Annotated in this window: 29 protein-coding genes and 1 pseudogene; 24 read left to right on the top strand and 6 right to left on the bottom strand. The window is 48.9% G+C overall.

Annotation, left to right across the window (positions count from 1 at the left end; translation table 11 throughout):
* Both AC286M_RS35815 and AC286M_RS35810 read right to left on the bottom strand, forming a co-directional pair.
* On the bottom strand, window positions 1-207 hold a 207-nt coding region (locus AC286M_RS35815; RefSeq protein ID WP_488208993.1), incomplete at its 3' end, for an SAM-dependent methyltransferase.
* Window positions 128-367, bottom strand: a complete 240-nt coding sequence (locus AC286M_RS35810; protein ID WP_488208992.1) for an SAM-dependent methyltransferase — start codon at window positions 365-367, stop codon at window positions 128-130. The genes AC286M_RS35815 and AC286M_RS35810, both read right to left, overlap by 80 nt.
* A gap of 488 nt (window positions 368-855) precedes the next feature.
* Here AC286M_RS35810 and AC286M_RS35805 point away from each other — a divergent pair, with 488 nt between their 5' ends.
* From AC286M_RS35805 to AC286M_RS35735, 15 genes are all read left to right on the top strand, one after another.
* The gene (locus tag AC286M_RS35805) at window positions 856-1,245 is read left to right on the top strand and encodes an L-lactate permease (RefSeq protein WP_488208991.1); all 390 of its coding nucleotides are present in this window, start codon (window positions 856-858) and stop codon (window positions 1,243-1,245) included.
* Window positions 1,197-1,400 carry an L-lactate permease gene (locus AC286M_RS35800; RefSeq protein ID WP_488208990.1) on the top strand — a complete coding sequence of 68 codons (204 nt, stop codon included), beginning with the start codon at window positions 1,197-1,199 and terminating at the stop codon, window positions 1,398-1,400. The genes AC286M_RS35805 and AC286M_RS35800 overlap by 49 nt, the downstream gene beginning before the upstream one ends.
* Window positions 1,366-1,773 (top strand): hypothetical protein, encoded by a 408-nt coding sequence (locus tag AC286M_RS35795; protein ID WP_488208989.1) that lies wholly within the window; start codon window positions 1,366-1,368, stop codon window positions 1,771-1,773. The genes AC286M_RS35800 and AC286M_RS35795 overlap by 35 nt, the downstream gene beginning before the upstream one ends.
* Window positions 1,761-1,976 carry a hypothetical protein gene (locus AC286M_RS35790; protein ID WP_488208988.1) on the top strand — a complete coding sequence of 72 codons (216 nt, stop codon included), beginning with the start codon at window positions 1,761-1,763 and terminating at the stop codon, window positions 1,974-1,976. The genes AC286M_RS35795 and AC286M_RS35790 overlap by 13 nt, the downstream gene beginning before the upstream one ends.
* Window positions 1,977-1,980: 4 nt before the next feature.
* Window positions 1,981-2,247, top strand: coding sequence for a hypothetical protein (locus tag AC286M_RS35785; protein WP_488208987.1), 267 nt, complete (start codon window positions 1,981-1,983; stop codon window positions 2,245-2,247).
* A 16-nt stretch (window positions 2,248-2,263) separates the two neighbouring features.
* Window positions 2,264-2,632 (top strand): L-lactate permease, encoded by a 369-nt coding sequence (locus tag AC286M_RS35780; protein ID WP_488208986.1) that lies wholly within the window; start codon window positions 2,264-2,266, stop codon window positions 2,630-2,632.
* Between the two features lie 22 nt (window positions 2,633-2,654).
* Window positions 2,655-3,485, top strand: a complete 831-nt coding sequence (locus tag AC286M_RS35775) for an alpha/beta hydrolase (RefSeq protein WP_488202588.1) — start codon at window positions 2,655-2,657, stop codon at window positions 3,483-3,485.
* A gap of 742 nt (window positions 3,486-4,227) precedes the next feature.
* On the top strand, window positions 4,228-4,467 hold the full coding sequence (locus tag AC286M_RS35770) for a hypothetical protein (protein WP_488208985.1): 240 nt from the start codon (window positions 4,228-4,230) through the stop codon (window positions 4,465-4,467).
* Window positions 4,468-4,523: 56 nt separating this feature from the next.
* On the top strand, window positions 4,524-5,732 hold the full coding sequence (locus tag AC286M_RS35765; RefSeq protein WP_488208984.1) for a PAS domain-containing protein: 1,209 nt from the start codon (window positions 4,524-4,526) through the stop codon (window positions 5,730-5,732).
* Window positions 5,683-6,768, top strand: a complete 1,086-nt coding sequence (locus tag AC286M_RS35760) for a PAS domain-containing protein (RefSeq protein WP_488208983.1) — start codon at window positions 5,683-5,685, stop codon at window positions 6,766-6,768. The genes AC286M_RS35765 and AC286M_RS35760 overlap by 50 nt, the downstream gene beginning before the upstream one ends.
* Window positions 6,737-8,032 carry a putative bifunctional diguanylate cyclase/phosphodiesterase gene (locus AC286M_RS35755; RefSeq protein ID WP_488208982.1) on the top strand — a complete coding sequence of 432 codons (1,296 nt, stop codon included), beginning with the start codon at window positions 6,737-6,739 and terminating at the stop codon, window positions 8,030-8,032. The genes AC286M_RS35760 and AC286M_RS35755 overlap by 32 nt, the downstream gene beginning before the upstream one ends.
* Before the next feature lie 46 nt (window positions 8,033-8,078).
* The gene (locus AC286M_RS35750; RefSeq protein WP_488208981.1) at window positions 8,079-8,225 is read left to right on the top strand and encodes a hypothetical protein; all 147 of its coding nucleotides are present in this window, start codon (window positions 8,079-8,081) and stop codon (window positions 8,223-8,225) included.
* 9 nt (window positions 8,226-8,234) lie between these two features.
* Window positions 8,235-8,678, top strand: coding sequence for an IS200/IS605 family transposase (tnpA, locus tag AC286M_RS35745; protein WP_488202591.1), 444 nt, complete (start codon window positions 8,235-8,237; stop codon window positions 8,676-8,678).
* On the top strand, window positions 8,665-8,949 hold the full coding sequence (locus AC286M_RS35740) for a hypothetical protein (RefSeq protein WP_488202592.1): 285 nt from the start codon (window positions 8,665-8,667) through the stop codon (window positions 8,947-8,949). Before tnpA ends, AC286M_RS35740 begins: the two co-directional genes overlap by 14 nt.
* A 334-nt stretch (window positions 8,950-9,283) precedes the next feature.
* Window positions 9,284-9,802: a YcjF family protein gene (locus AC286M_RS35735; RefSeq protein ID WP_488208980.1), complete on the top strand. Its 519-nt coding sequence runs from the start codon at window positions 9,284-9,286 to the stop codon at window positions 9,800-9,802.
* Between the two features lie 160 nt (window positions 9,803-9,962).
* Here the strand turns inward: AC286M_RS35735 and AC286M_RS35730 are convergent, their stop codons facing one another.
* The 3 genes from AC286M_RS35730 to AC286M_RS35720 all read right to left on the bottom strand — a co-directional run bounded on the left by AC286M_RS35730 (window position 9,963) and on the right by AC286M_RS35720 (window position 12,964).
* Window positions 9,963-10,751: an NYN domain-containing protein gene (locus tag AC286M_RS35730; protein WP_488202594.1), complete on the bottom strand. Its 789-nt coding sequence runs from the start codon at window positions 10,749-10,751 to the stop codon at window positions 9,963-9,965.
* Window positions 10,752-12,026: 1,275 nt separating this feature from the next.
* Window positions 12,027-12,623 (bottom strand): hypothetical protein, encoded by a 597-nt coding sequence (locus AC286M_RS35725; RefSeq protein WP_488202595.1) that lies wholly within the window; start codon window positions 12,621-12,623, stop codon window positions 12,027-12,029.
* Between the two features lie 212 nt (window positions 12,624-12,835).
* The gene (locus tag AC286M_RS35720) at window positions 12,836-12,964 is read right to left on the bottom strand and encodes a hypothetical protein (RefSeq protein WP_488202596.1); all 129 of its coding nucleotides are present in this window, start codon (window positions 12,962-12,964) and stop codon (window positions 12,836-12,838) included.
* 267 nt (window positions 12,965-13,231) lie between these two features.
* Between AC286M_RS35720 and AC286M_RS35715 the strand changes: the two genes are divergently transcribed.
* The 4 genes and pseudogenes from AC286M_RS35715 (at window position 13,232) to AC286M_RS35700 (ending at window position 17,272) form a co-directional block, all read left to right on the top strand.
* Window positions 13,232-14,770 carry a hypothetical protein gene (locus AC286M_RS35715; protein ID WP_488202597.1) on the top strand — a complete coding sequence of 513 codons (1,539 nt, stop codon included), beginning with the start codon at window positions 13,232-13,234 and terminating at the stop codon, window positions 14,768-14,770.
* A 139-nt stretch (window positions 14,771-14,909) separates the two neighbouring features.
* A complete protein-coding gene (locus tag AC286M_RS35710; RefSeq protein ID WP_488202941.1) occupies window positions 14,910-15,281 on the top strand; it encodes a helix-turn-helix domain-containing protein in 372 nt (123 codons plus the stop codon).
* A gap of 22 nt (window positions 15,282-15,303) precedes the next feature.
* A pseudogene (locus AC286M_RS35705) lies at window positions 15,304-15,864 on the top strand (IS630 family transposase); the annotation flags it as partial.
* Between the two features lie 85 nt (window positions 15,865-15,949).
* A complete protein-coding gene (locus tag AC286M_RS35700; RefSeq protein WP_488202758.1) occupies window positions 15,950-17,272 on the top strand; it encodes an IS701 family transposase in 1,323 nt (440 codons plus the stop codon).
* A 94-nt stretch (window positions 17,273-17,366) separates the two neighbouring features.
* Here AC286M_RS35700 and AC286M_RS35695 read toward each other — a convergent pair whose 3' ends face one another.
* Entirely contained in the window at window positions 17,367-17,765 is a 399-nt protein-coding gene (locus AC286M_RS35695; protein ID WP_488202757.1) for a hypothetical protein, read from the bottom strand.
* Between the two features lie 151 nt (window positions 17,766-17,916).
* Between AC286M_RS35695 and AC286M_RS35690 the strand changes: the two genes are divergently transcribed.
* From AC286M_RS35690 to AC286M_RS35670, 5 genes are all read left to right on the top strand, one after another.
* Window positions 17,917-18,834 carry an SMP-30/gluconolactonase/LRE family protein gene (locus AC286M_RS35690; protein WP_488202756.1) on the top strand — a complete coding sequence of 306 codons (918 nt, stop codon included), beginning with the start codon at window positions 17,917-17,919 and terminating at the stop codon, window positions 18,832-18,834.
* A gap of 83 nt (window positions 18,835-18,917) precedes the next feature.
* Window positions 18,918-19,472, top strand: a complete 555-nt coding sequence (locus tag AC286M_RS35685) for a putative antibiotic biosynthesis monooxygenase (protein WP_488202755.1) — start codon at window positions 18,918-18,920, stop codon at window positions 19,470-19,472.
* A 464-nt stretch (window positions 19,473-19,936) separates the two neighbouring features.
* Window positions 19,937-20,737, top strand: a complete 801-nt coding sequence (locus tag AC286M_RS35680; RefSeq protein WP_488202754.1) for a peptidylprolyl isomerase — start codon at window positions 19,937-19,939, stop codon at window positions 20,735-20,737.
* 77 nt (window positions 20,738-20,814) lie between these two features.
* A complete protein-coding gene (locus AC286M_RS35675; RefSeq protein WP_488202633.1) occupies window positions 20,815-21,288 on the top strand; it encodes a hypothetical protein in 474 nt (157 codons plus the stop codon).
* A gap of 50 nt (window positions 21,289-21,338) precedes the next feature.
* Window positions 21,339-22,082, top strand: a complete 744-nt coding sequence (locus tag AC286M_RS35670; protein ID WP_488202632.1) for a hypothetical protein — start codon at window positions 21,339-21,341, stop codon at window positions 22,080-22,082.
* The last annotated feature ends 9 nt before the right edge of the window (window positions 22,083-22,091 follow it).

Raw genomic sequence — 22,091 nt, 5'->3', positions numbered from 1 at the left:
GATTCCTGGTACCGCTTCGACGGGCGCTCCAGCCTGCACCAAATCTTCCATTTCTTCGCCGCCCCGGCCAAACACAAAGGGATCGCCCCCCTTCAACCGCACGACAATAGCATTGGACTGAGCTTTTTCAATTAAGATTTGCGTCGTGGTTGCTTGCGGTAAAGAATGCCAGACCCCGTCGCTTGCCTGCGTGAATCTGTTCGGCATTCGGGTTAATCATCGCCAAAATTTCGGGGCTGACCAGCGCATCGTAGACAACGACATCGGCATGCTCCAGTAGCGTTTTGCCCTTCAAGGTGAATAACCCTGGATCGCCAGGGCCAGCACCAACTAAGTAAACTTTGCCGAGGGGGGTGGATGAACTCATACAGGATACGAATGGCCTACGAATTGCAGAATGATCAAGAGAGTTGCTTTTGAAGCCGGAGTTGCACTCAGATGCGATCGCGTCGCACGTTAAAGCGACTGATCGAACAAGCACACTATTCTAACCTTTCATCCAACCTCTAGTGTATTGAACATAGATGCATTCAAATGTAAATACAGACACGGCAGCCAAGCTGAATAACAGGACATGCTGACAGTGGGTGAATGGCTTGCCCATAGTCCTAACGTTCAGGAAAAACGAGATCTTGATTTTTGGTTAACATAGATACAAAATAGCCGATATTATGCGATTTTTGCATGTCTGGTATGGAACTAATCGCATTTAGCGCGAATGGTGACCGCAAATTGCGCACCGATCAGGCAGAGATCGCGGATTTACGTGGATTTGCAACGTAGACGATACGGCGCTAAAACGATGGCATTGGCTAGACTGCTTGTGTCGTCAAATGTCGTCGTTTACGTTGTCTCATGGGACTTCTTTTCCTCTACTCGCTGATTGCCCTGCTGCCCATTGCGACGGTCTTTTTGCTGTTAGTTGTGGCGCGGCGACCAGCGGGGCAAGCCATGCCCATTGCTTATTTGGTAACCGTTGTTATTGCGCTACTGATCTGGCAAGTTCCGCTTGTCGAAGTGGCCGCCGCCAGTACTCAGGGATTAGTGGCCGCCGCTGAAATTCTCTACATTGTGTTTGGCGCTATCCTGCTGCTGAATACGCTGCAAGAATCCGGTGCGATCGCATCTATTCGCCAGAGTCTGCTAGGTGTCTCCCGCCGATCGGCGGGTGCAGGTATTAATCATTGCCTGGCTGTTTGGCAGCTTTATCGAAGGCGCATCCCGCTTTCGGGACGCCTGCGGTGATCACCGTGCCGCTGCTAGTGGCGATTGGCTTTCCGGCAATGGCTGCTGTGATGGCTGCTTTGATTATCCAAAGTACGCCCTCCACCTTTGGCGCAGTCGGCACACCGATCATTATTGGTATTGATACCGGATTACAGAGGTCTACCCACCGTTGAGCAGCAGCTTGGCGATTTGGGACTCACTCAGCCGCAGTATCTAGAGGCGATTAGCCAATGGGCTGGCCTGTTTCACGGCATCATCGGCACCTTTTTGCCCCTGGTGCTGGTGCGAGTGGTGATTCCGGCAGGATTTGGGGTACGGCAGTCTTGGCCGGAAAGACGGTTTAGCCGCCTGGAAATTTGCCCTGTTTGCGGGGCTGGCGTTTACGATTCCCTACACGCTGACGGCGGTCTTCCTGGGGCCGGAACGCCCGACTCTGATTGGTGGTCTGGTTGGACTCTCGGCATCGTCATTCCCAGCGCCAAGCGGGGGTTTCTTGTGCCCAAGCAAACCTGGGATTTTCCACCGCCCGATCAATGGTCAGCATAGCTGGTCGAGATCAAGCAGAATTACCCAATGAACAACCTCATAAACTGTTAAATCAACAATCAGCAGAAACATCTCAATCGAGCTGTGATGTCCGGTTTCAGCTAGCTCCCACATCCGAACGCCGACCTCAAACGATGCCTGCTCTACTGGCCTGGTTGCCCTACATCTTGCTTGGCGCAATTTTGATGTTGACTCAGGTTTGAATTTTTGCCCATTCGAGACTGGCTCCAAGCTGCCACACTGAGCTGGAGCAACGTTCTAGGCACGGACGTGACAGTTTCCACTAGGCCGCTCTATCTGCCGCCAACTGTGTTTCTGATCGTAGTGGCAATTACCTTTTTCATCCACCGGATGAAGCTAGCCTCAATGCAGCGAGCCGTGGGGCTAGCGGTACCGATGCTGCAAAAGACGACCTTGGCTTTGGGAGCCGCAGTGCTGATGGCGCGAGTCTATCATCAATACAGGCGTGAATGAGTCGGGCTTAGTCGGTATGCCCTTGACTCTCGCAGACGGCATGGCTGCATTAGCGGGTCAGCTCTGGCCGCTGTTTGCTCCCTGTGTTGGCTTAGTAGGTTCCTTCGTTGCGGGCAGCGTCACTGTCAGCAACCTGATGTTTTCCCTGTTTCAGTTTGGAGTAGCGCTCCAGATTGGCGTGTCCACTGCCGTTGTGCTGGGACTACAGTGCGTTGGAGCATCGGCAGGCAACATCATCTGTGTCTCCAATATCGTGGCGGCAGAGGCAACGGTTGGCCTGATCGGTCGCGAAGGCTTACTGATTCGGCGGCTGTTGTTGCCTACGTTGTATTACATTGTCCTGGCGGGAATTCTGGGATTGTTGGCTCTGCAATTCACGATATAAAGCCAAACATTGGTAAACCCATATGAATATCAATCGGGCAACGCTCCGAAAAGTGCTGATTGGCGAATTCACCTGGAAGCGATGGGTGCGATCGCTGTTGTTCATCTACACGTTTTTTGCGCTTTACGTCTATTTTCGGGCCGACAGCATGATTTTTCTGCCCCAGCCCGCCAGCTACTCGGATACGGAAGAGATTCTGAAAGTCCCTGTCAATGAGACAGAAGAGATTTCGGCAGTTTATTTACCAAACGCACAAGCCACCTATACGCTGCTCTATATTCACGGCAACGCGGAAGACTTGGGCCACATTCGTCCCATTCTCGATCAACTGCATAGCTGGGGCTTCAGCGTCTTTGCCTACGACTATCGGGGATATGGCACCAGTGATGGCAAACCCGATGAGCGTCGCGCCTATCAGGATGCGGATGCTGCTTACACCTACCTGACGCAACAACTCAACATTCCATCGGAGCAAATTATCGTCTACGGTCGCTCTGTGGGTGGTGGGTCAGCAACGGAACTCGCGACTCGATATCCCACAGCCGGATTAATCCTAGAAAGTACCTTTACTTCGGCGTTTCGCGTTGTTGTACCTTTTCCTCTACTGCCATTCGATAAGTTTGCCAATCTGCGCAAGTTGGATGACGTTGATCAGCCCGTTCTGATTATGCACGGAGAGGTCGATCAAACCATCCCCTTTAAGCATGGTCAAACGCTCTATGAATCGGCTCCACAGCCCAAAGCTTTTCTCTGGATTGCAGAGGCTGGGCACGACGATTTTGCCTGGGTTGCAGGCGATCAGCTTAAGCAAGCGCTGATGTCGTTTCAAGAGCTGATCGAAATGCAGGATTGAATAATTTTCAGCCACCGTAGGATGCATTAGCCGTAATGCATCCTACAAGATATGGGTATTATTAGTTTCCTCTCTTAAAAGATCTTTTGAATAACAATTAATATTTATTAATCTACTACCTTAAAAGGTATTTTTCTCTTCAAGAAACTTTTGGTAAAAAAAATATACAAAGAAATAAGGTGATTAAGTATAAACTTGATCTTGAAAATTGTAATTTAATCTGACTGCCAGGTTTTAGAGTCAAGATCGCTAGAAGGCGATTGACATAAGCTTTTCACGGAAATATGACTTTGGATCTCGATGATGAAACTCATATTACAAGATGAGTAAAAAAAACGTTGTTTTATATCTTGGTGAAGCTATAGGAGACATTAATTCTACTCGCGTTTTAGAGATCTATTAAATTCGTTTTTGATTGTCAATCTCTGCTAAATGATACGTTCAAAATTAGCTTAAACATATCGATGTTCCCCAAAGGTGAATCCTGAGAATTCGCGTAAGTTTACATATCTTTCAAAACCAATTATCTTGGTAGCTAGTCTCGTACGTTGCCCAAACAGCAAAAGAGCGCTTTTGTCGGCGAAATTGTCTCTTGAGAGATTAATTTGCGCGACGCAGCTACGAGTAGGGCTAGAGTTTTGAGTGCGGTTTAATCAGACCAATTGAGATGCGCTATGTGTGTTCCGTTAGTGCAAATTCCTTCTATCGTCCATAGCTTCTCGCCGCTCATTTCTACGTCCTTATGAATCGACTTGTTACAGCTTGGACGGGTGCCAGTCTGGGTGTTCGTCTTGGAATCGCGTTTGGCAGTATTACTATCCTGCTGTCCGCCATCTTAGGTCGGATCTCCGGCAACTTAGCTGAAGAGCAAATCAAGCAGGATATTGGTCAGGATTTGACCCAAATTGCTCAGCAGATGGCAGGTAGTTTAGATCAGAATCTATTTGAGCGATATCGCGAAATTCAAGTATTCCAGGATTAGAACCGTTTCGTAATCCGCAAACTCCCGATGCCGAGATACAGGCTATTCTTGATACGTTGCAGCGTACTTATTCAATCTATGCCTGGATTGGCTTTGCAGATCAGCAGGGTACTGTACAAGCCAGCACGCAAGGAATTCTAGAAGGCGTTAGCGTTGCCCAGAGAGATTGGTTTGTGCAAGCTCAGGAACAGCCGTTTGTGGGGGATGTGCATGAAGCCGTACTGCTGGCGGAACTGCTGCCCAATCCCACCGAGACTCCGCTGCGATTTGTTGATGTGGCCAGCCCGGTGCGCGATGCTGACGGCAACTTTCAGGGCGTACTGGGGGCTCACCTGAGCTGGGCTTGGGCTGAAGACGTGAAGACGACGCTGCTCAATATGCCAGATGCTGAAGACAAGGACATTTTGGTTGTCGATCAGTTTGGCACGGTGTTACTTGGGTCGGAGCGGTGGCAAGGACAAACGCTGGAACTGGAAAGCCTGCGTCTAGCGGGTGTTGCAGATTCGGGCTACACGGTTGAACGCTGGCCAGATGGCAACACCTATCTGGTTGGTTTTGTTGAGAGCCAGGGATACCTGACCTATTCTGGCTTGGGCTGGACGATTTTAGTGTATGAGCCTGCAGCCATCGCATTTAGTCCGGCTCGGACGCTGTATTGGCAAATTCTGATTGGTGGCGTGGTGCTGGGTAGTGGCTTTGCGGTCATTGGCTGGTTGGCGGCTAGTCTGATCACCAAACCACTGCTGAAGATTGCGATCGCAGCCGATCAAATCCGAGCAGGCAACCGTCAAGCCAAACTGCCCAAAACGAGCGGACGGAGCGAAATTACTCGCTTATCCCGCGCGTTAAATCAACTGCTGACGAATCTCCTCAATCAAGAACAAGAACTCCAAATCGCCAATGCCAATCTGGAAGCCCAGCTCGAAACCCTGCGGCAGACGGAACAGTCTCTACAGCGCGATCGCAAACAGCTCCAGCAAATTGTGGACGGCATCGAAGATCCCCTGCTGCTGCGCGAGATCAACACTGGCAAAATGATTTTTTGCAATGCAGGGTATAAGCGGCTGTATAGCGATCCAGATACAGACTACACAACTCCAGACACGTGGCTACAGTATGTGCATCCCAATGATCGAGACTGGGTGGCGCAAAAGATTGACCTTGAGGTTCAAGGTATTTCGTTTATCAATGAGGAGTATCGAACTGTCGATGTCAATGGTAGCGTCCGCTGGATTTGGGATCGCTGCTTTCCCAATTCGAGATGAGACGGGAAGGGTGTATCGCTATGTCGTGATCAAGCGAGACATTACCGATCTGAAACGCTCGCATGAGATGCTGCAAAGCCTGATGGAGGGCACAGCAGCCGTCACGGGCCGAGCATTTTTTGAAAAGCTGGTGCAGTATTTAGCGGTTGCCTTGGATGCCGATTACGTCTTTGTGGCCGAGCGGATTGGAGCTGAGCCATCTAGATCTCAACCATCAGACTCTGAGCAAGCTGGAGAACGATTACAGACCATCGCGTTTTGGGCGCAAGGGCGGCTCCGACCCAATATTGCCTATCGTCCCGATAACACGCCCTGTGCGGTTGTGCTGCGAGAGGGCAGATACTGCTGTAATCATCAGGTATCCCAGGTGTTTGCGGATAATCTTTACCTGCCGCAGCTAGAAGCCGAAAGCTACGCGGGGGTAGCCCTGATCAACGCTGCCGGAGACGTGTTAGGAACACTCAGCGCAATTAGTAAAAAGCCATTGTGCGATCGCGCTGACTACATGACGATTTTGCAGATTTTTGCCAACCGAGCAACGGCTGAATTGGAGCGGCGATATTCCCAAATTGCTCTTCAAGAAAGCGAAACTCGCTTTCGCTTACTGGCCGAAAACGTCAAAGACTTAGTCTGTCTGCACGATGTATCCGGTCGATTTCTCTATCTCAGCCCGTCCTGTCAGTCCCTCCTTGGATTTGAGCCGGGTGAGCTGATTAGCAGTCATCCCTATCGCTACTGCCATCCTGATGATCGCGCATTGGTGCGGCTACAGCTCAAGCACTCGGCCAGCGGCGATCGTTCCGATCCTCTGGTTTATCGATGCCGCCAAAAGGACGGCAGCTATATCTGGCTAAAAACCTTGATTAAGGTCATTCCAGCTTCTGCCAATGCTCCGGCCTACATCCAAACCAGTTCCCGCAACATCACCGACAAAGTTTTGGCCCAGCAGCAGCTTGAGCACGGTGCCACCCACGACAGCCTGACCGGACTGCCGAATCCGAGCTTTGCTGCTAGAGCGGCTGGATCTGGCCATTGAGCGGGCAAAGCGCCATGCCGATTTTTACTTTGCGGTGCTGTTCGTTGATTTAGATCGGTTCAAGATTATCAACGACAGCTTGGGCCATTCGATGGGTGATCAGCTATTGCGGATTGTGGCCCAGAAGCTAGAGCAGATGACGCGCGACATTGATTTGTCGGCACGGATTGGTAGCGATGAATTTGTCCTGCTGCTGGAAGACATTGAGGGCTTGAAGACGGCAGTGCAAGCGGCTGAGCAAATTGTGACTGAATTCAAAACGGCGATACCGCTGGCTCAGCAAAATGTGGTGATTGGCGCGAGCGTGGGCATTGTCTTGGGCACGGCTGAACATACAGACGGACTTGACCTGCTCCGGAATGCCGATATCGCTATGTATTCAGCCAAGCATCCAGGCGGATCGCGCTACGCCATTTTCAATCAGGAAATGTATGGGCAAGCACTCCAGCGGCTGGAATTGGAGCATGAGCTACGGCAGGCGTTAGAGCGAGAGGAATTTACACTCCGCTATCAGCCCATTATGACCCTTTCGACTGGCAAGCTAGCTGGCTTTGAGGCACTCGTTCGCTGGCAGCATCCCAAAAAAGGGTTTATTTCCCCAGTCGACTTTATCCCGATTGCCGAAGATACGGGTCTAATTGTGCAACTCGGAGCCTGGGTTTTACGGGAAGCCTGTCGTCAAATGGCGCAGTGGCAGGCCCAGTTTCCGGCAGCGGCAGACCTCAAGATCAGCGTCAATCTGTCGATGAAGCAGCTCAAGGAACCCGAACTGGTGGCTCAAGTAGAGCAGATTTTGCAGGAAACGGGGCTAGCGGGACGCTGTCTAGCCTTGGAAATCACCGAAAGCATGTTTATGGAAGACATTAAAGCGATTAACCAGCGACTGCAAACGCTGAACAGCCTTGCGATTCAAATTAGTATTGATGATTTTGGTACTGGGTTTTCGTCTTTGAGCTATCTGCATTCTCTGTCGGTTGATAATCTCAAGATTGACCGCTCGTTTGTCAGCAATCTATTCAAGAGTCAGCGCAATCTCAGCATTGCCAAAACGATTGTTCGACTGTCGCGCCAGCTTGGTCTAAAAGCGATTGCAGAAGGGATCGAAACACCAGAACAGCTCCAGCAGCTCAAATCATTTGGCTGCGACATGGGCCAAGGCTATTTATTCAACGCCCCTGTAACTTGCGAAGTAGCCGAAACGCTGATCGCTGAAATACATAACGCATCTCATGTTGAGGGCTGCACTGACAGCGGAACAAAATGATTGAGTAGCATGTCTGTAATACCTAAACGTTATAAAAGCGGTGACTATGGATCTTCTCATTGCGTCCGTGTTGGCAAGTGCGATCGCACCTGCACCATCTGAACTGCCTGCACCATCTGCATCATCCAATCAACCTGTCGAAACGATAACCGTTGAATCTCTTCGGTCCATTCCCCGCCGCTCTGCGGCGTAAGATCTAAGAATGAGTGAGTACATCCACAAGAGTCATAACGTAACAGTTTTGCTATACCACTTAGTGTTTCCAGCAAAGTATCGACGGGTTGTGTTTGATGAGCAAGTAGATGCGGTTCTGCGAGAGGTCTGCCTCGAAATCGAGAAACGCTACGAGGTGAAGTTTGTCGAAATTGGAGTGGACAAAGACCATGTCCATTTTCTAGTGCAGTCCGTGCCGACCTATAGTGTGACCAAACTGGTAACGATGCTGAAAAGTTTAACTGCACGAGAAGTCTTCAAACGATGCCCTCAAGTGAAGCAGAAACTTTGGGGAGGCGAGTTTTGGAGTGATGGATATTTTGCGAGTACAGTAGGCCGCCACGGGGATGAAGGAATGATCGCCAAATATGTTCAAGCCCAAGGCAAAGATTACCTCAAATTGCATCGGGATAATCAACTTGCTCTTTTTTGATTCTGATACCCCGTCCGCTTGCGGCGGGGTATTTCATTCAGCCGAATCAACTGAAACCACCACTCCTGACACTACATCCCAACGATCTGAACCGACCGTTAATCCCAGCCGAGTCACCTGTCCTCCAGGCCAATTTGCCTCAGCCTTTTCCGATGTGTATCCCACCGATTGGGCTTATCAAGCTGTCAACAACTTAGCCAGCACACCACAACAGTGCTTTGATCTGCCGAATCAAGCATCCGGTGATTTTCCCAATGATTGGACACTGTAAACAACGGTCACTTGAGCAATTGGGCACTATAAGCGATCGCAGTTTTTGGAATTTCTCTAAACCTTTGCGAATCTGTATTTCATCAGCTTGTAGAAGGATAAGGACACCTATCCTTCTTGCACATGAAAAGTCTGAGCCGATACCGTTTTTCTAAACTGTGGCTATAGATTAATTTTTAGCACTCAGTCCTCAGTTCTCAGCCCTCAGCCCTAAACTCATTTGTAGCGCTGATGTATAAAACTGGTATTTAAGGACTTGTGCAAGATGGATTTAGTTTGTGGGTAGTTTAAACACAGGCCGCAATTCTCTCACTATTCTTTATCCGGTGATACCGATGAGCCAACGATCTCAAGCCGACGCGATTATTCGTTCCCATGTGCTGTGGGCAATGGGTGGTGGACTGATCCCGATTCCGCTGGTTGATTTTGCCGCTGTCACCGCCATTCAACTGGAAATGCTTCAGCAGCTTGCCCAGCTTTACGGCGTCAACTACAACCGCAGTATGGGTAAAGCCTTTGTCTCTGCCCTCACGGGTACGACGCTGGCTCGCATTGGTGCAAGCTTCATCAAGGCGATTCCGGGCGTTGGCACCTTGATCGGTGGAGCCTCGATGGCCATTACATCTGGAGCCTCTACCTATGCGGTTGGCCAGGTCGCCATCAGCCACTTTTCCAGCGGTGGTTCGCTCAGCAACTTTGTGGAAGAACAGGTGCAGTCGGCGTATGAATCGGCATTTGAGCGCGGCAAGAGCTATGTGTCTGATCTAGAGAACGAACAGGGCGATCAGGCTGCCGATATTTATCAAGCGCTGGCCAAACTCGGTCAGTTGCGGAGATCAAGGCATTTTAACTGAAGAAGAGTTTTTGACGAAGAAACAGGAGCTTTTATCTCGCTTGTAACAGTCACAAGTTGCGCTAAACTTCAAAGTAGGCAGATTTCCATCGTGGAGTGATTCTGCCTACTCTCATCTCTTTTTAAATGTGTCTAAGAAAACAATGTACAAATTATTTGTTTTATTTTTTAGCTCGAACATACAGTACTTTATTCACTTCTTTGACCTCAAAAATATCTTTCATCTCCTTTACTAAAAGAGAAAGCTTTTTGAATCCATAAGTACGAGAATCAAAATCAGGTTGAAGCTTATTTAAATAGCTACCAAAAGTTCCAAGATTTGCCCATCCATCATCATCACCTGACTGCTCCAAAGCATCCAAAACAAACTGTTTTGGGAAAGCTATTTGTGAACTAGAAGAGTTGTTCTGAGAAGAGTGGATTAAAGAATTCTGTAGCTCATTTGTTTTTTCTGAAATATGTAAATTTTCGCAAGCTGAAGGGCGTAGCAATTCTGTAAAAATAAATTTATGGCAAGCATTCCTGAAAGATTCCGGCGTTTTTTGTTCTCCAAATCCTAGTATAGTGAGACCTTCTTCTCTAATACGCATCGCGAGACCAGTGAAGTCACTATCGCTTGTAACTAAACAAAATCCATCAAATTTTCGTGTATATAACAAATCCATAGCATCAATAATTAGTGTGCTATCTGTTGCATTCTTTCCAGTAGTATACGCAAACTGTTGGACAGGCTTAATTGCATGTTTCTGTAACACTTTTTTCCAAGATGAACTTGCTTGAGTGGTGAAATCCCCATATATGCGTTTAACAGTTGCTTCCCCAAAACGTGCAATTTCAGCAAGAAGTCCTTCAATTACAGCAGCTTGAGCATTATCAGCGTCGATTAAAACGGCTAAGCGAAGTGTAGGTTCTTCGGACTCAATCTTCGCTACCAGCCTAGGAGATGTCATATCTTGCCTCTTTTATTAGCACTTAGAGTTTACACACTTAGAGTGCCCTCAGATTATTCGCAGTTCATCACAAACAAGGTTTTAGACTAAATACTCTTAGAAATTAAGTGCATTTACAACCTGTTCATCCGATAAACCTTCAGCAGCACTTTGGTGGGCAATGAATGACTGCTGGCGATTTCACTTTAGTTTTTGTCAATCCCAAAGTGATTAGCAAATAACTCAATCACTGCCGCATCCGCTTTCCCCTTCTCCAATGGTGCCTGAACCTTCTCACCTAGCTAGCCAATCATCACATCTTTAGACGAAGACGGTACAATTTTGTCCTAAATTTTCCCATTTGTGTCTCTTGAGCGAAGTCAACTCAACACCAAAGCACTGTGTCTGGATAGCGCAAGTTAATCTAGTCTGTGCTGCTGCGAGTTGAAAACGTAAACGCTGGCTATGCATCATCTGATCTTCTAACTTCAGTAGATCACAAACTAACGGAAGAATAGGCATTTCATACCAAAACAATATGAAGCCAAGCATTTTCATGAGCTGAAAGCATTGAATCACAAGCTTTCCAGGCTTTAAGTTATGCTCATCTTCATGGCGGATTGGTATCAGCCAACTTCATTCTCCAATTGCCTTGAAGATGGCCAAGGCTGAATAAGTAGCTCAGCTCCCAGAGAGCTTATTCAATAGGGCTTTCAAGAGTTTCCTCCATTTTGTGAGATGACTGCTAGGCAAGGCTTTCAAAGATCTTTGTGATTTACTAAACTTAGTAATAATGGCATCTCACGTTGTTTCCACTCTTATTTTATGGATCACGCCAGAATCGTGGGAGTCGAAAAGTTTGACTGGGAATAACCTCATGTGCCATTGCACTTAGTTCCTAAACTCTCCACTGTACAGAATAGACAGAAAGCTCTGCTGGCAACTGTTCTTAGTTTTGGTTTTACCATGATGGGCTGTAGTTTGAGTGGATTTGAGAGCGCACAAGGATTACAAATGGGTAAAGCCGCTAAACCACTCTTTGCTCAAAAATAGGAAGAAGACTGAGAAAAACCCTTGGAACAATGGCGGCAAGAGCTCAACATTTCACTTGTTCATCCCCGAAATCAGTAACACCTAATTTATACCGTCTATAGCAAAGAGAGGCACTTTGGCCCCGCATTGCGGCAGCAAAATGCCTCTATGAATTGACAACGGAAGTAAAAGCTGGGAGCCCCCTTGCCTGAGGAAGAGGAGTTCGGAGTAAGGGCTAAAGCTGTGCCATCAAACAAACGTTGTCTACGACTGCTCTGGCGCAGCGGGCTGAGAGCTTTGCACAATCTGATCAATTTCAGCTCGCGCCTCGTCAAATTCAGACTGCTGACCTGCCACCAAAATGTTGTAGTAGGCATCAGGACTGTCTACTCCAGTTGCCAATACAGCCACGGGATAGCCAGAAAATTTGCCTCGGCCTTCATACTGAACAGCAGTCAGGCCGCTGATAGCCGTCAAGCTGGTAGGGTTCACGGTGCCTTCGCTGCCAGTCATGGCTTTCGCTGCACTGACGACTCCTCCATTGAGCACTGAAGGATCAACCAGTTCCAGGCCATTCACTTTTGGAAATGCCTGAATCGCGATTTGCAGATCTCCCCGCCGATTCTGAAGTTTCAGCACCATGTTCTGCGAAACATCACCGTCGTTGAGCTGAGCAGTTTCCCAGCTATCCGAAACCGTGATTTGAACTGAACCGTCTTGGCTAACCATTGCAACGGGTTCTACCGTTTGCGTTTCAGCCTGGACATCACCTGCAGATCCCCCTGGCTGGGACAGTGACGTACAGCCACTAACAGCAAACGAAAAACCTAACAGAGCTGCAACCAGAAATTGAGATTTCATGATTTACCTCGCAAATTGAGAGTGGTGAATGACAAATAATTAGAAGCTGATAATTGATAAGCTGACTGCCGAGTTTTAGCTAAGGGGAATCACAGTTGCATTTTGCGGACTAGCGTTCTTACCTCTCAGTGCAAAATCACGATGCACTTTGATGCAGTGTGACAATGTAGTTTTGTGAAGCGAGTCAAGCAATAACTTGTTCAATATCTCATTCAATAGCGCATTTGCTGATCGCCCGAAACCACTAATTTTACTGCGATCGCAAATCCTAGCATCGTCACTGACATCGCCACTGACATCGTCAACAGATGTGCGATCGCTAGCGATGAATTAAGACACAATCTTGCCCTTGGTGGGTGATTTTCAATCCCGGTTGCCGGAAATTCCCCCGTTCACCTCGAAGAAAGAACTAGAGTGGTTGCGATAGCGTAAACACATACGGAAAGCAATCGGCTCAAATTGTACAAAGTCCGGTTAAAACCCAATGGTTTATTTTTTGTAAAAGGCTAGCTCAGCCCGTCTTTCACAAAAAACTAAATCAAAAAATAAATTGGGTTCTTGTACACGGACTTAATATTACTTGTCCTTCTCATCGGGATTCAGATCTTATGGTAAGCCCCCAAAAATCCGCATCGGCCTCAGACAACGCACCAAACAATACTACTGACAACGCTCAAACCCCCGTTTCCCCGGCTCAGGGCACGAATACCACTCCATCAGCTCCCGCCGAGTCTCCAGCTCGTCCCAGTTCTGGTTCGCATACCAGGATGACTGAAGTTGCATCACGCTATGAATGGGACGCAACGCCAGAATATCCAACGGTTCAGGATGCCCTTGCTATTGTGACGAAACTGCCGGACAGCAGCGAAGTTGTCGGTTATCCGGTTCTATCCAGTCCCGATGCTGAGATCAAGCTGTTCCAGGTCAAAATTAGCGGCGATCCGTTTGTGCAAACTGACCTAGCTCGCCTCATCCGTCCCGGTGACATTGCGATCGCAGTTTGCGGCTACTATCCCGATCTGCATGAGAACGAAATTCCCCACAAGCGCAACATCGGTCACGCAGGTCTAGCGGTCGGTGTTGAGAAAGACGGCAAAGCGGGCGTGATGACGATTAACAATCCGCAGGGCTATTTCAGTGGTGGCTTTAATAACTCTGGCTACGGCAGCTTCTTCTTTGAAAAAATCGAGTTTCCCGCCGAACTGAGTGACGCGGAAAAGCAAGCCTACTGCAAGAACATCCTGACCATGACTGCGATCGCAAATAGCTATATCCCATTTGCGGAAGAAAATTTCAACGGTCAAGACCCGCTCGGTATCCACAACGTAGACAAAATCAAGCAGGCGGGTGAAAAGCTGATTCTGGCAGTTTACGGTGATGAAGCGGCAATTGAATGGCTGAAGCGCAGCGAGAACACAGCTTATTGTGCTGAACTGGTCAGTGCTGGCATCAACATCGGCACCAACACCATCCTCAACAAAGCCTACATTAATCAGCTTCAGCAGCGCCTTGGCGCAGACCGCTATCCGAATCTGTACGAAGTCGTGCGCGAGAAGATTGAATCCGGCGCAGTTCTACAGAACAACGGCAATCCCAACGCAAAGTACATCCCCTTGACGATGGTCGATGAGAGCGTTGACCTCAAGCCAATTACCGAACGCTGTCCCAATGCCGACCAATCCGGTACAGGCTTAGCGTTCATGTACTATGACTTTACCGACATCGCCTACGCTTCTATCCGCGATACCTATCCACGCCGGGATCTAGCTGGCTTGACCGGAGATGAACTAGCAGCGGGCAAGGAATACAATGCCAAGGTTGCCCAGGTGCAGATCCATGCCTTCAAGGAAGCGGCTAAGAAGTTTAAGGAACTGGCCGGAGTCAGCCCCCAGGTAGCAGCCGCATTTGATCAGTATGTTGAAGGTGCGGTCATTCCTGCTCTGAGCAAGGTGTATCCGTCCCAAGCGGAACGCGATGCAGTCATGGCTGAACTGGTGGAGCAAGGACGGCAGTTTACGCCCACTGGCCCCGATGGTGAAGGCATGTTTATTCCGCCGGATCTCTATCTGCGACCCACAACAGGCTGGGCCAAAGTGAAAAACATTGGTGTTGCTTTCTTCCCTGATAATGTGAAGCGGATTGGGTAATACTGATTCGCCAAATTAAAACTACACATAATCTCGGTAGACAAGGGGCTTAAGCCCCTTGTTCTGTAGCCCAATTTTGAAGAAACATATATAGCGGTTTGCAAAATTATGCAGTACGCTCGTTTGTACTGCTTTGGTCATGCCTATGCGTCCCCACTCCGCTGATTTACGTCACCGTATCGTCACCCTTTACGAGCAAGGTGAAGGATCCATTCGACAATTAGCCAAGCGCTTTCAAGTGAGTCAAGATAGCGTCCGTCTGCTTGTGAAACAGTATCGAGCTACCGGAAGCATCGCCCCCAAACCCTATGTCGGCGGTCCTCAACCCACGCTTCAAGCCAGTCACCATGAGGTGTTACGGGAGCTAGTAGAAGCGGATAATGATGCCACGTTGGCCCAACTGGCTGAGCGCTTAGCCGCCCGAACCGGCATCCAGGTGAGCGGTAGCACCATCAGTCGCACCCTCAGCAAACTGGGCATCACGCGAAAAAAAAAGTCTCAAGGCCAGTGAGGTCTATAGCGAAGCAAAACAGCAGCAACGCTATGACTACTGGCAAAGCATTCGGAATGTAGCCGTCGAAGATTTGGTGTTTCTTGACGAAACGGGAGTTAACTTGGCCATGGTGTTGCTGTATGCGCGCGCTCAACGAGGTCAACGGGCCTATGCCCAGCAACCGAAAGGCCGTGGCAAAAACCTCACGATCCTCGGTGCCATGAGCCTCAAGGCTGGGTTCCTTGAGGGCCTCAGCTTTACGGGTGGCACGACAGGCGATGTGTTTTTGTGGTTCATCGAAACGCTTCTCTGTCCACTCCTATGGCCGGGAGCGGTCGTGGTGATGGATAATTTGCCTGCCCATAAAGTGGACGGCGTCAGGCAAGCCATTGAGGCCGTGGGGGCACGAGTGATTTATCTGGCTCCTTATTCCCCAGATTTCAATCCGATTGAAAACCTGTGGTCAAAGTTGAAAGGGTATTTGAGAGCCGTTGAGGCACGAACTCCGCAAGCCTTGCATGAGGCGATCGCTCAGGGGCTTTCTCTGATCACCTTAGAAGATGTGCGTCACTGGTTCACCTACGGGTGCTACTGTGCTTAATCAATCTGCACACCGCTATAACGCTCTTCAATGACTCTAGGCAGAGATAAATTAGAGTAAAAGGGCTGAATGGTAGAGAGAATCAATGGTAGCTCCCCGACAAGCCAAGCCAACCGTCCGGTTCATCGATGAATATTGTGACTATTACCAAGACTTGTTTGCAGAAGTCAGAAGCTTTGAAGCCTTTAAGCATCTGCATGTCGGGATGATATCGGAAGTCAAGCGTAAGTCGCTACCAACCATTGCTAAGGTTACAGGACTACCCAATGCTCAGTCATTACAACAGTTTTTAGTCAGCTCACCTTGGCAGGCTAAAGACCTCAGGCAACGACGCATTGAGCTGATTTTAGGTCTCTTAGGGGGACAAAAATTGATCCTAGTCATTGATGAAACGGGCGACCGCAAAAAGGGACAGACCACCGACTATGTGAAACGACAGTACATCGGCAACTTAGGTAAGATCGAAAACGGCATTGTTTCGGTGGATGCTTATGGGGTAATTGACAATTTGACCTTCCCGTTAAGTTTTAGAATTTACAAGCCGAAAGAGCGATTAAAAGCAGGAGACTCTCATCACACCAAACCCGAAATTGCGGCAGCAATGGTTCAAGAACTCTGTGAATTGGGATTTCAGTTTGAACTTGTTTTGGCCGATAGTGCCTATGGAGAAAGCGGCAGCAGCTTTGTGCGGACATTACATCAATTAGAGCTCCCGTATGTGTTGGCTATTCGCTCAAACCATGCGGTGCTCTTGCCCAAAGAGCAACGGGTCAGAAGCAATCGCTGGCGTCAGTATCAGCGAACATTGAGTGATGGTCGTTGTGAAACTCGCTTCATTCGAGAGATTATTTATGGCCAACGTCGTTCCCAGCGCTACTGGGAATTGACAACGGATCCACAAACGTTACCTAGCGCGTCAACCTGGATGGTGATGACGTGGGTTAAGGACATTTCTTACCACCAGGTTGGAGACCTCTATGGTCTAAGAAATTGGGTGGAATATGGTCTCAAGCAAAGCAAAAATGAACTGGGCTGGGCGGACTTTCGCGTCACCGACTATGCTGTAATTGAAAAGTGGTGGGAAGTCGTGATGAGTGCCTATTTGATGGTCACCTTAAACACCCCCCCGATGCGTCCTCAGGGGGCGATTCCACCGGAACAGGATGACTCGATTGTGGTGTCTTCGTTCACGCAGCATTCAGATTGGAATATGGGCAACGGATGGAAGAACTGGCTCAATAACCTACGGTTAATTCTCTTGCCTTGGGTGAGTTCAAATCGTTTACAACCTTGGCTGGACGTGTTTCCGATTCCCGAACTGGCGCGAGGTTTTCAGATGCTCATCCGGCTCATGAATCAATTTCGGGGAGTTCCAACTACAATCCTACAAAATATTTCCTCTGCCTAGAGTCATTGAAGAGCGATAACTTCAATTCAAAAGCTGAAGGGGCGCTCTGCCATACGGCAAGAGTGCCTCTTCAGCCTTTAAAGGATTGTGATGTTTATGCTCCTTGAGCAAAATCGATTACCGATGCTCTAGCTTTAAACAAAGCTTGCTCAAACTCTTTGGCACAGCCCTCAATTTGACGCGCCTTATCCAAACCATTGATTACCTTTCGCGCATTAAAGTAATCAACAATTTGTCCCTGATCCGGATTGCCAATAAAGTGCTTCAATGCCCGACCTGTAAACGTACCTAAAAACATGCCGTAGAACATAATGACCGCAGCATATTTCGGGACTTTTACCGCTTCTGGATCGACAGTAAATCGGGACTTTCCGGATAAAATGCGCGAACAATTGGCGACATCTTCGTGTAGTTGCGGCGTCCGGTGAGCTGAACATATGCAATAGAAAGTGCGATCGCACTTTCTGTTAATGGTGCGTTTCGCTGCGCTCAACACACTCTACAGCGTCCTTTACTTTTGACCATCTACTTAACTTCCAAAAAATTTCCAAATGATTGTTATCAGGAATGCAGACAATCTCCTGAACCAGGCATGATTCTTAGCGAATAACAGATTGCTAACAGCTATCAGTAGCTGTAAACCCATGACTCAAACCGCAGGCTTGCCTCCCATCTACGCTATGACGCCCGTTGAGCTAGCAACGCATCAAATTGTTGCCTCGTTTCCAGCCAATACCTTCTTAGAAAACCTCGCTGTAGCTGCTGACGGCACTTTATTTATTACCAGCCATGAAGCGGGGCAAATCCTACAAGTTTCACCAGCAGGCGTACAGAGTATCTTAGCTAGCACTGATGGCAAGGTAACCGGAATTGCCCTTGCTCCCGATGGTGGTCTGATTGTGACAGGCTGGGATGCCGCAGGGCAGTCGGTAATTTTGTACATCGGTCTAGATGGGTTAGTTGAGCAGCTAGCTGCACTGCCGGAAGCCATGTTTCTCAACGGTATTACGCCTTTAACTGCTGAACAATACGTCACCGCAGATTCCTATAAAGGATGTATTTGGCAGTTCGACTGGGCCACTCGTCAGGTTTCGATTTGGCTGGAGCATCCCCTCCTAGCTCGCAGCAGCCCAGACAATCCGTTTCCTGCGGCCAATGGCATCAAGCGATTCGGCGATACGCTCTATGTGTCAAATACCGAGAAAATGCTGCTGCTGAAGATTCCGATTACAGCCGACAATCAGCCAGAAGAACCTGTTGTTTTCGTTACGCCTACGAATATTGACGACTTCGCCTTTGATACGGAGGGCAATCTCTATGCCGCAACTCATATTTACAACAGTGTTCTTCGCATCAGCCCAACTGGAGCAACCGCAACCATTGCCCAAGCCGAGCAGGGCGTAATTGGCAGCACTGCTGTTGCCTTTGGACGCAGCGCTGAAGATGCAACTAGCGTTTATGTTGTCACCAACGGAGGCATGTTTTTGCCACCACCTGGAGGCGTCGTGCCAGCCAATATTGTGCGGATTGAAGTGGGTAAACGTGGATATTTTTTGGCATGAGGCGTGAAGAGTCAGAAGCGAGGCAATACGGTTCAGCACTCGCCTCATCTGTAATGCTAATTCGGAGAACTGGTACAGCAGCAATGATTAATCAACTGACTGATCCCGTGACTGTGGTGATAGCTCAACGGGTAAAACCTGGACGGGAAGCAGAGTACGAAGCTTGGATCAGCGGCATCACTAAAGTCTCTAGTGCTTATCCAGGACACATGGGAGCCAACGTGATTCGACCGCAACCGGGCATTCGGCCAGAATACGTCGTTGTCTTCCGCTTTGACTGTTACGACCATCTCAAAGACTGGATGACCTCCCGCGATCGCAAATATTGGGTAGCCAAGGCCAAGCCCCTAGTCGAGTCAGATCCTCAGATCCAGCAGATCAGCGGCATTGAAGCCTGGTTCTCCATTCCCGGTCAGGTGCTGAAAACGCCACCTCGCTATAAAACGGCGCTGCTGACCTGGCTTGTGGTCTATGCTTTGCTCAATCTCTTAGGCTGGACAATCGCACCATTTCTTCAACAAGCGCTGCCATTCTGGTTAGCATCGCTGATTAGCTCTGGCATCATGGTCGTTCTGATTACCTACGTTGTCATGCCGAGGGTGACGCGATTATTCAGCGGTTGGCTTTATCAAAAGTAACCGTATCTTCACACAAGATAACATCGAGTATATTGCGAAACATAACAAACACGGTAACACCTTAACTTTACAATCCATTGAGTTTAATCTCTGTGGGTCTAATTCCCCGTGGCTTGCCACGTTAGTGGTAGCGCGGGAGTGCGTCCCGAAGGGCAAATTCCGTAATGCCCCGTCCGCTTGCGGCGGGGATAGGAATTTGAGCGCCCCGCGAGATTTACTTGTTTTTGAAACTGCGATCGCACGTATCTTGATAAAAAACATGCCGCCAAAAGCCTTGCGGTTTCTAATTTTCGCAGCTTATCCGACCAGACAAGCAAGAGATGAGGCGAAAATTCCACTTTTAAATTTCGTGCAAATTCTTTAAATCCATCCTGACTTGATGAAAGACAGGTGTATGAGGAGGTAGCTATCAATTTGCGTAAATTTACGGATTGTTGCGGCCTAACAGTATTGGGACATCCAAAATGCCGACTTCCTCCACCATGTCTGACCTTCAGAATCTACCGTTTCTCAACATCGATGACCAAACCCTATCGCTTGGACAGGTACTCCAGTACCTCCAGGTGTCGGGCAAGCTGCTGCCGTTTCTGCAAGAAATTGTTGGGCAGCACGTTATTTATCAGGAAATTCAAGCCCGCCAGGATTTAGAGGTCAGTGCTTCTCAGTTTGAACAAGCGATTATTGATTTCCGCCTCCAGCGACAGCTCACTGATATGGCAGCCTTTCAAAAATGGCTGGCGCAGCAGGGCATGAATTATGAATCGTTTCAACGGTCAGTATTACTGAATCTTAAGCTTGATCAATTAAAAACAAAAATTGCTGAACCTGATTTAGAGACTTATTTTACTGAACAGCAACAAAACTTAGATGTCATTGATTTATCTTGTTTGATTACCGCTAATCAAGCTGAAGCAGAGACCTGCCATCAACAGTTGACGACAGGTACTGCCAATTTCGATCAGTTAGTGCAAGCCTCTCAAGCCAACGATTCTAACTTATCGGTACTGCGTGGCCCAACTCGAAGACAACAGCTACCCGATGGTTTAGAACAGCAGGTCAATACAGCAACTATTGGTCAATGGATTGGCCCAGTTGCGATCGCAAATAATCGCTGGTGCATCTTCCGAGTTGAACACATTAAGTCAGCCATTCTGGAGGGAGCCGTGAAAAAAGATCTAGAAAATCGGCTATTTCAGCGCTGGCTAACAGAACGAGTTAAAACCATGACGGTGCAGCTAGCTTTGGGGCAACCAAAGACTGAATAAGACACATAAATAAGTCTAGTTCCACCCAAGTTTGTGTTGAGTAGAATTGAGGCAGAGAGTTCAGCAGGCCAAAGCCGATGGCTCAGCAACGACGCAAGCGTGGCACAGCAGGCGATAAAACGATTTGTCTGCCCATTGCAGACGACCTTGACTACGAGGTCTTAGTAGAAGACCGGGAAGCCTTTCGCCAGTATCTCAACGAGCAGATCGCATCCCACCCGGAACTGTTTCCCGACGGGATTGAGGCAGGCTATCGCTTTCACGGATGGGTCGAGTCCTCTCGTCAACAGCTCAAGACCCGGCGGATTTTGCTGCCGAGTACCGGAGAGGCTTATCAACTGCGTCCCGATTTGGTGATGCCGTACATGAGCGAGACGGCGGAGATGGCCGACAAAGCGCTCTATTTAAGAAAGCATGGCCTGTCGTATGAGGGGATTGCCTATGTGCTGGGCCGTTCTGAGATGCACTGGTATCGGCTCTGTCAGTCGTTCGGTCGAGCCTCGATTGTGGGCAGTACCCTCAAAAGGGAAACGGCGCTCCCCCCCATCTAGTTGCCGATGAGAAGCATTGTGATTGGCACGGGCAGCGAGTCTATCTGGCAGTGACAGCGGCGCAAGGGTGCGTCCTGGGAGCCAGTCTCAGTGCCAATGCGGGTCAGGATGGATTAACCGCAGCCTATGGGGTATTCCAGCAGGAAGCTGCCCATCATGTTCCCGACTATGCGCCCGAGACGGTGACGACTGATGGTTGGGAGGCCACCCGAGCCGCTTGGGAGGAGCTATTCCCTGGCCTGGTCTGGATTCTGTGCTTCCTGCATGAGGTGATTAAAATTCGCGATGGGTGCCGCTCTAAACCAGTCCTGGGTCAGCAACTAGCCGACAAGCTTTGGCATCTGTATCGGGGCCAGAGCAAACGTCACTTTGCTCAACGGTTGCGTCGGTTGCTGGAGTGGGTGAACACCCACGCGTTGCCCCAGGCCATTGACGCTCGCTTGCGACGCCTCAACGACAAATCTCACGTCTTCCAACGCGCCTTTGACTTCCCTGACGCCTATCGCACCAGCAATCAGGTTGACCGTCCGATGAACTATCTTGACCGCATCTTGTATGCCATGCAAGATTTTCATGGATTCTGGGACTCGGCGGAACAGTCGGTGCGCTCGATGGCCTTACTCTGGAACTTCCATCCCTTTTGTCGCAAGACTCGCAAAGCAATGGGCGGGTGCTTATGCCCCTTTGAGCAACTCAACGGCTTCCGCTATCACGACAACTGGGTTCGCAATTGGCTGATTGCCTCATCGTTGAATGGCAGAAGACCATTGCTCAGGAACGCTGACACAAAATAAGTTGGAACT

The organism is Thainema salinarum CENA647 (assembly GCF_057732415.1).
This window is presented reverse-complemented; position numbering and strand designations above follow the sequence as displayed.

What these genes read in the sequence shown, in the direction of transcription:
- AC286M_RS35810 (WP_488208992.1), bottom strand. Translation starts at nt 367, where the DNA reads ATGAGTTCATCCACCCCCCTCGGCAAAGTTTACTTAGTTGGTGCTGGC.
- AC286M_RS35805 (WP_488208991.1), top strand. Translation starts at nt 856, where the DNA reads ATGGGACTTCTTTTCCTCTACTCGCTGATTGCCCTGCTGCCCATTGCG.
- AC286M_RS35790 (WP_488208988.1), top strand. Translation starts at nt 1,761, where the DNA reads ATGGTCAGCATAGCTGGTCGAGATCAAGCAGAATTACCCAATGAACAA.
- AC286M_RS35780 (WP_488208986.1), top strand. Translation starts at nt 2,264, where the DNA reads ATGCCCTTGACTCTCGCAGACGGCATGGCTGCATTAGCGGGTCAGCTC.
- AC286M_RS35775 (WP_488202588.1), top strand. Translation starts at nt 2,655, where the DNA reads ATGAATATCAATCGGGCAACGCTCCGAAAAGTGCTGATTGGCGAATTC.
- AC286M_RS35770 (WP_488208985.1), top strand. Translation starts at nt 4,228, where the DNA reads ATGAATCGACTTGTTACAGCTTGGACGGGTGCCAGTCTGGGTGTTCGT.
- AC286M_RS35760 (WP_488208983.1), top strand. Translation starts at nt 5,683, where the DNA reads ATGGTAGCGTCCGCTGGATTTGGGATCGCTGCTTTCCCAATTCGAGAT.
- AC286M_RS35750 (WP_488208981.1), top strand. Translation starts at nt 8,079, where the DNA reads ATGGATCTTCTCATTGCGTCCGTGTTGGCAAGTGCGATCGCACCTGCA.
- tnpA (WP_488202591.1), top strand. Translation starts at nt 8,235, where the DNA reads ATGAGTGAGTACATCCACAAGAGTCATAACGTAACAGTTTTGCTATAC.
- AC286M_RS35735 (WP_488208980.1), top strand. Translation starts at nt 9,284, where the DNA reads ATGAGCCAACGATCTCAAGCCGACGCGATTATTCGTTCCCATGTGCTG.
- AC286M_RS35730 (WP_488202594.1), bottom strand. Translation starts at nt 10,751, where the DNA reads ATGACATCTCCTAGGCTGGTAGCGAAGATTGAGTCCGAAGAACCTACA.
- AC286M_RS35725 (WP_488202595.1), bottom strand. Translation starts at nt 12,623, where the DNA reads ATGAAATCTCAATTTCTGGTTGCAGCTCTGTTAGGTTTTTCGTTTGCT.
- AC286M_RS35715 (WP_488202597.1), top strand. Translation starts at nt 13,232, where the DNA reads ATGGTAAGCCCCCAAAAATCCGCATCGGCCTCAGACAACGCACCAAAC.
- AC286M_RS35710 (WP_488202941.1), top strand. Translation starts at nt 14,910, where the DNA reads ATGCCTATGCGTCCCCACTCCGCTGATTTACGTCACCGTATCGTCACC.
- AC286M_RS35700 (WP_488202758.1), top strand. Translation starts at nt 15,950, where the DNA reads ATGGTAGCTCCCCGACAAGCCAAGCCAACCGTCCGGTTCATCGATGAA.
- AC286M_RS35690 (WP_488202756.1), top strand. Translation starts at nt 17,917, where the DNA reads ATGACTCAAACCGCAGGCTTGCCTCCCATCTACGCTATGACGCCCGTT.
- AC286M_RS35685 (WP_488202755.1), top strand. Translation starts at nt 18,918, where the DNA reads ATGATTAATCAACTGACTGATCCCGTGACTGTGGTGATAGCTCAACGG.
- AC286M_RS35680 (WP_488202754.1), top strand. Translation starts at nt 19,937, where the DNA reads ATGCCGACTTCCTCCACCATGTCTGACCTTCAGAATCTACCGTTTCTC.
- AC286M_RS35675 (WP_488202633.1), top strand. Translation starts at nt 20,815, where the DNA reads ATGGCTCAGCAACGACGCAAGCGTGGCACAGCAGGCGATAAAACGATT.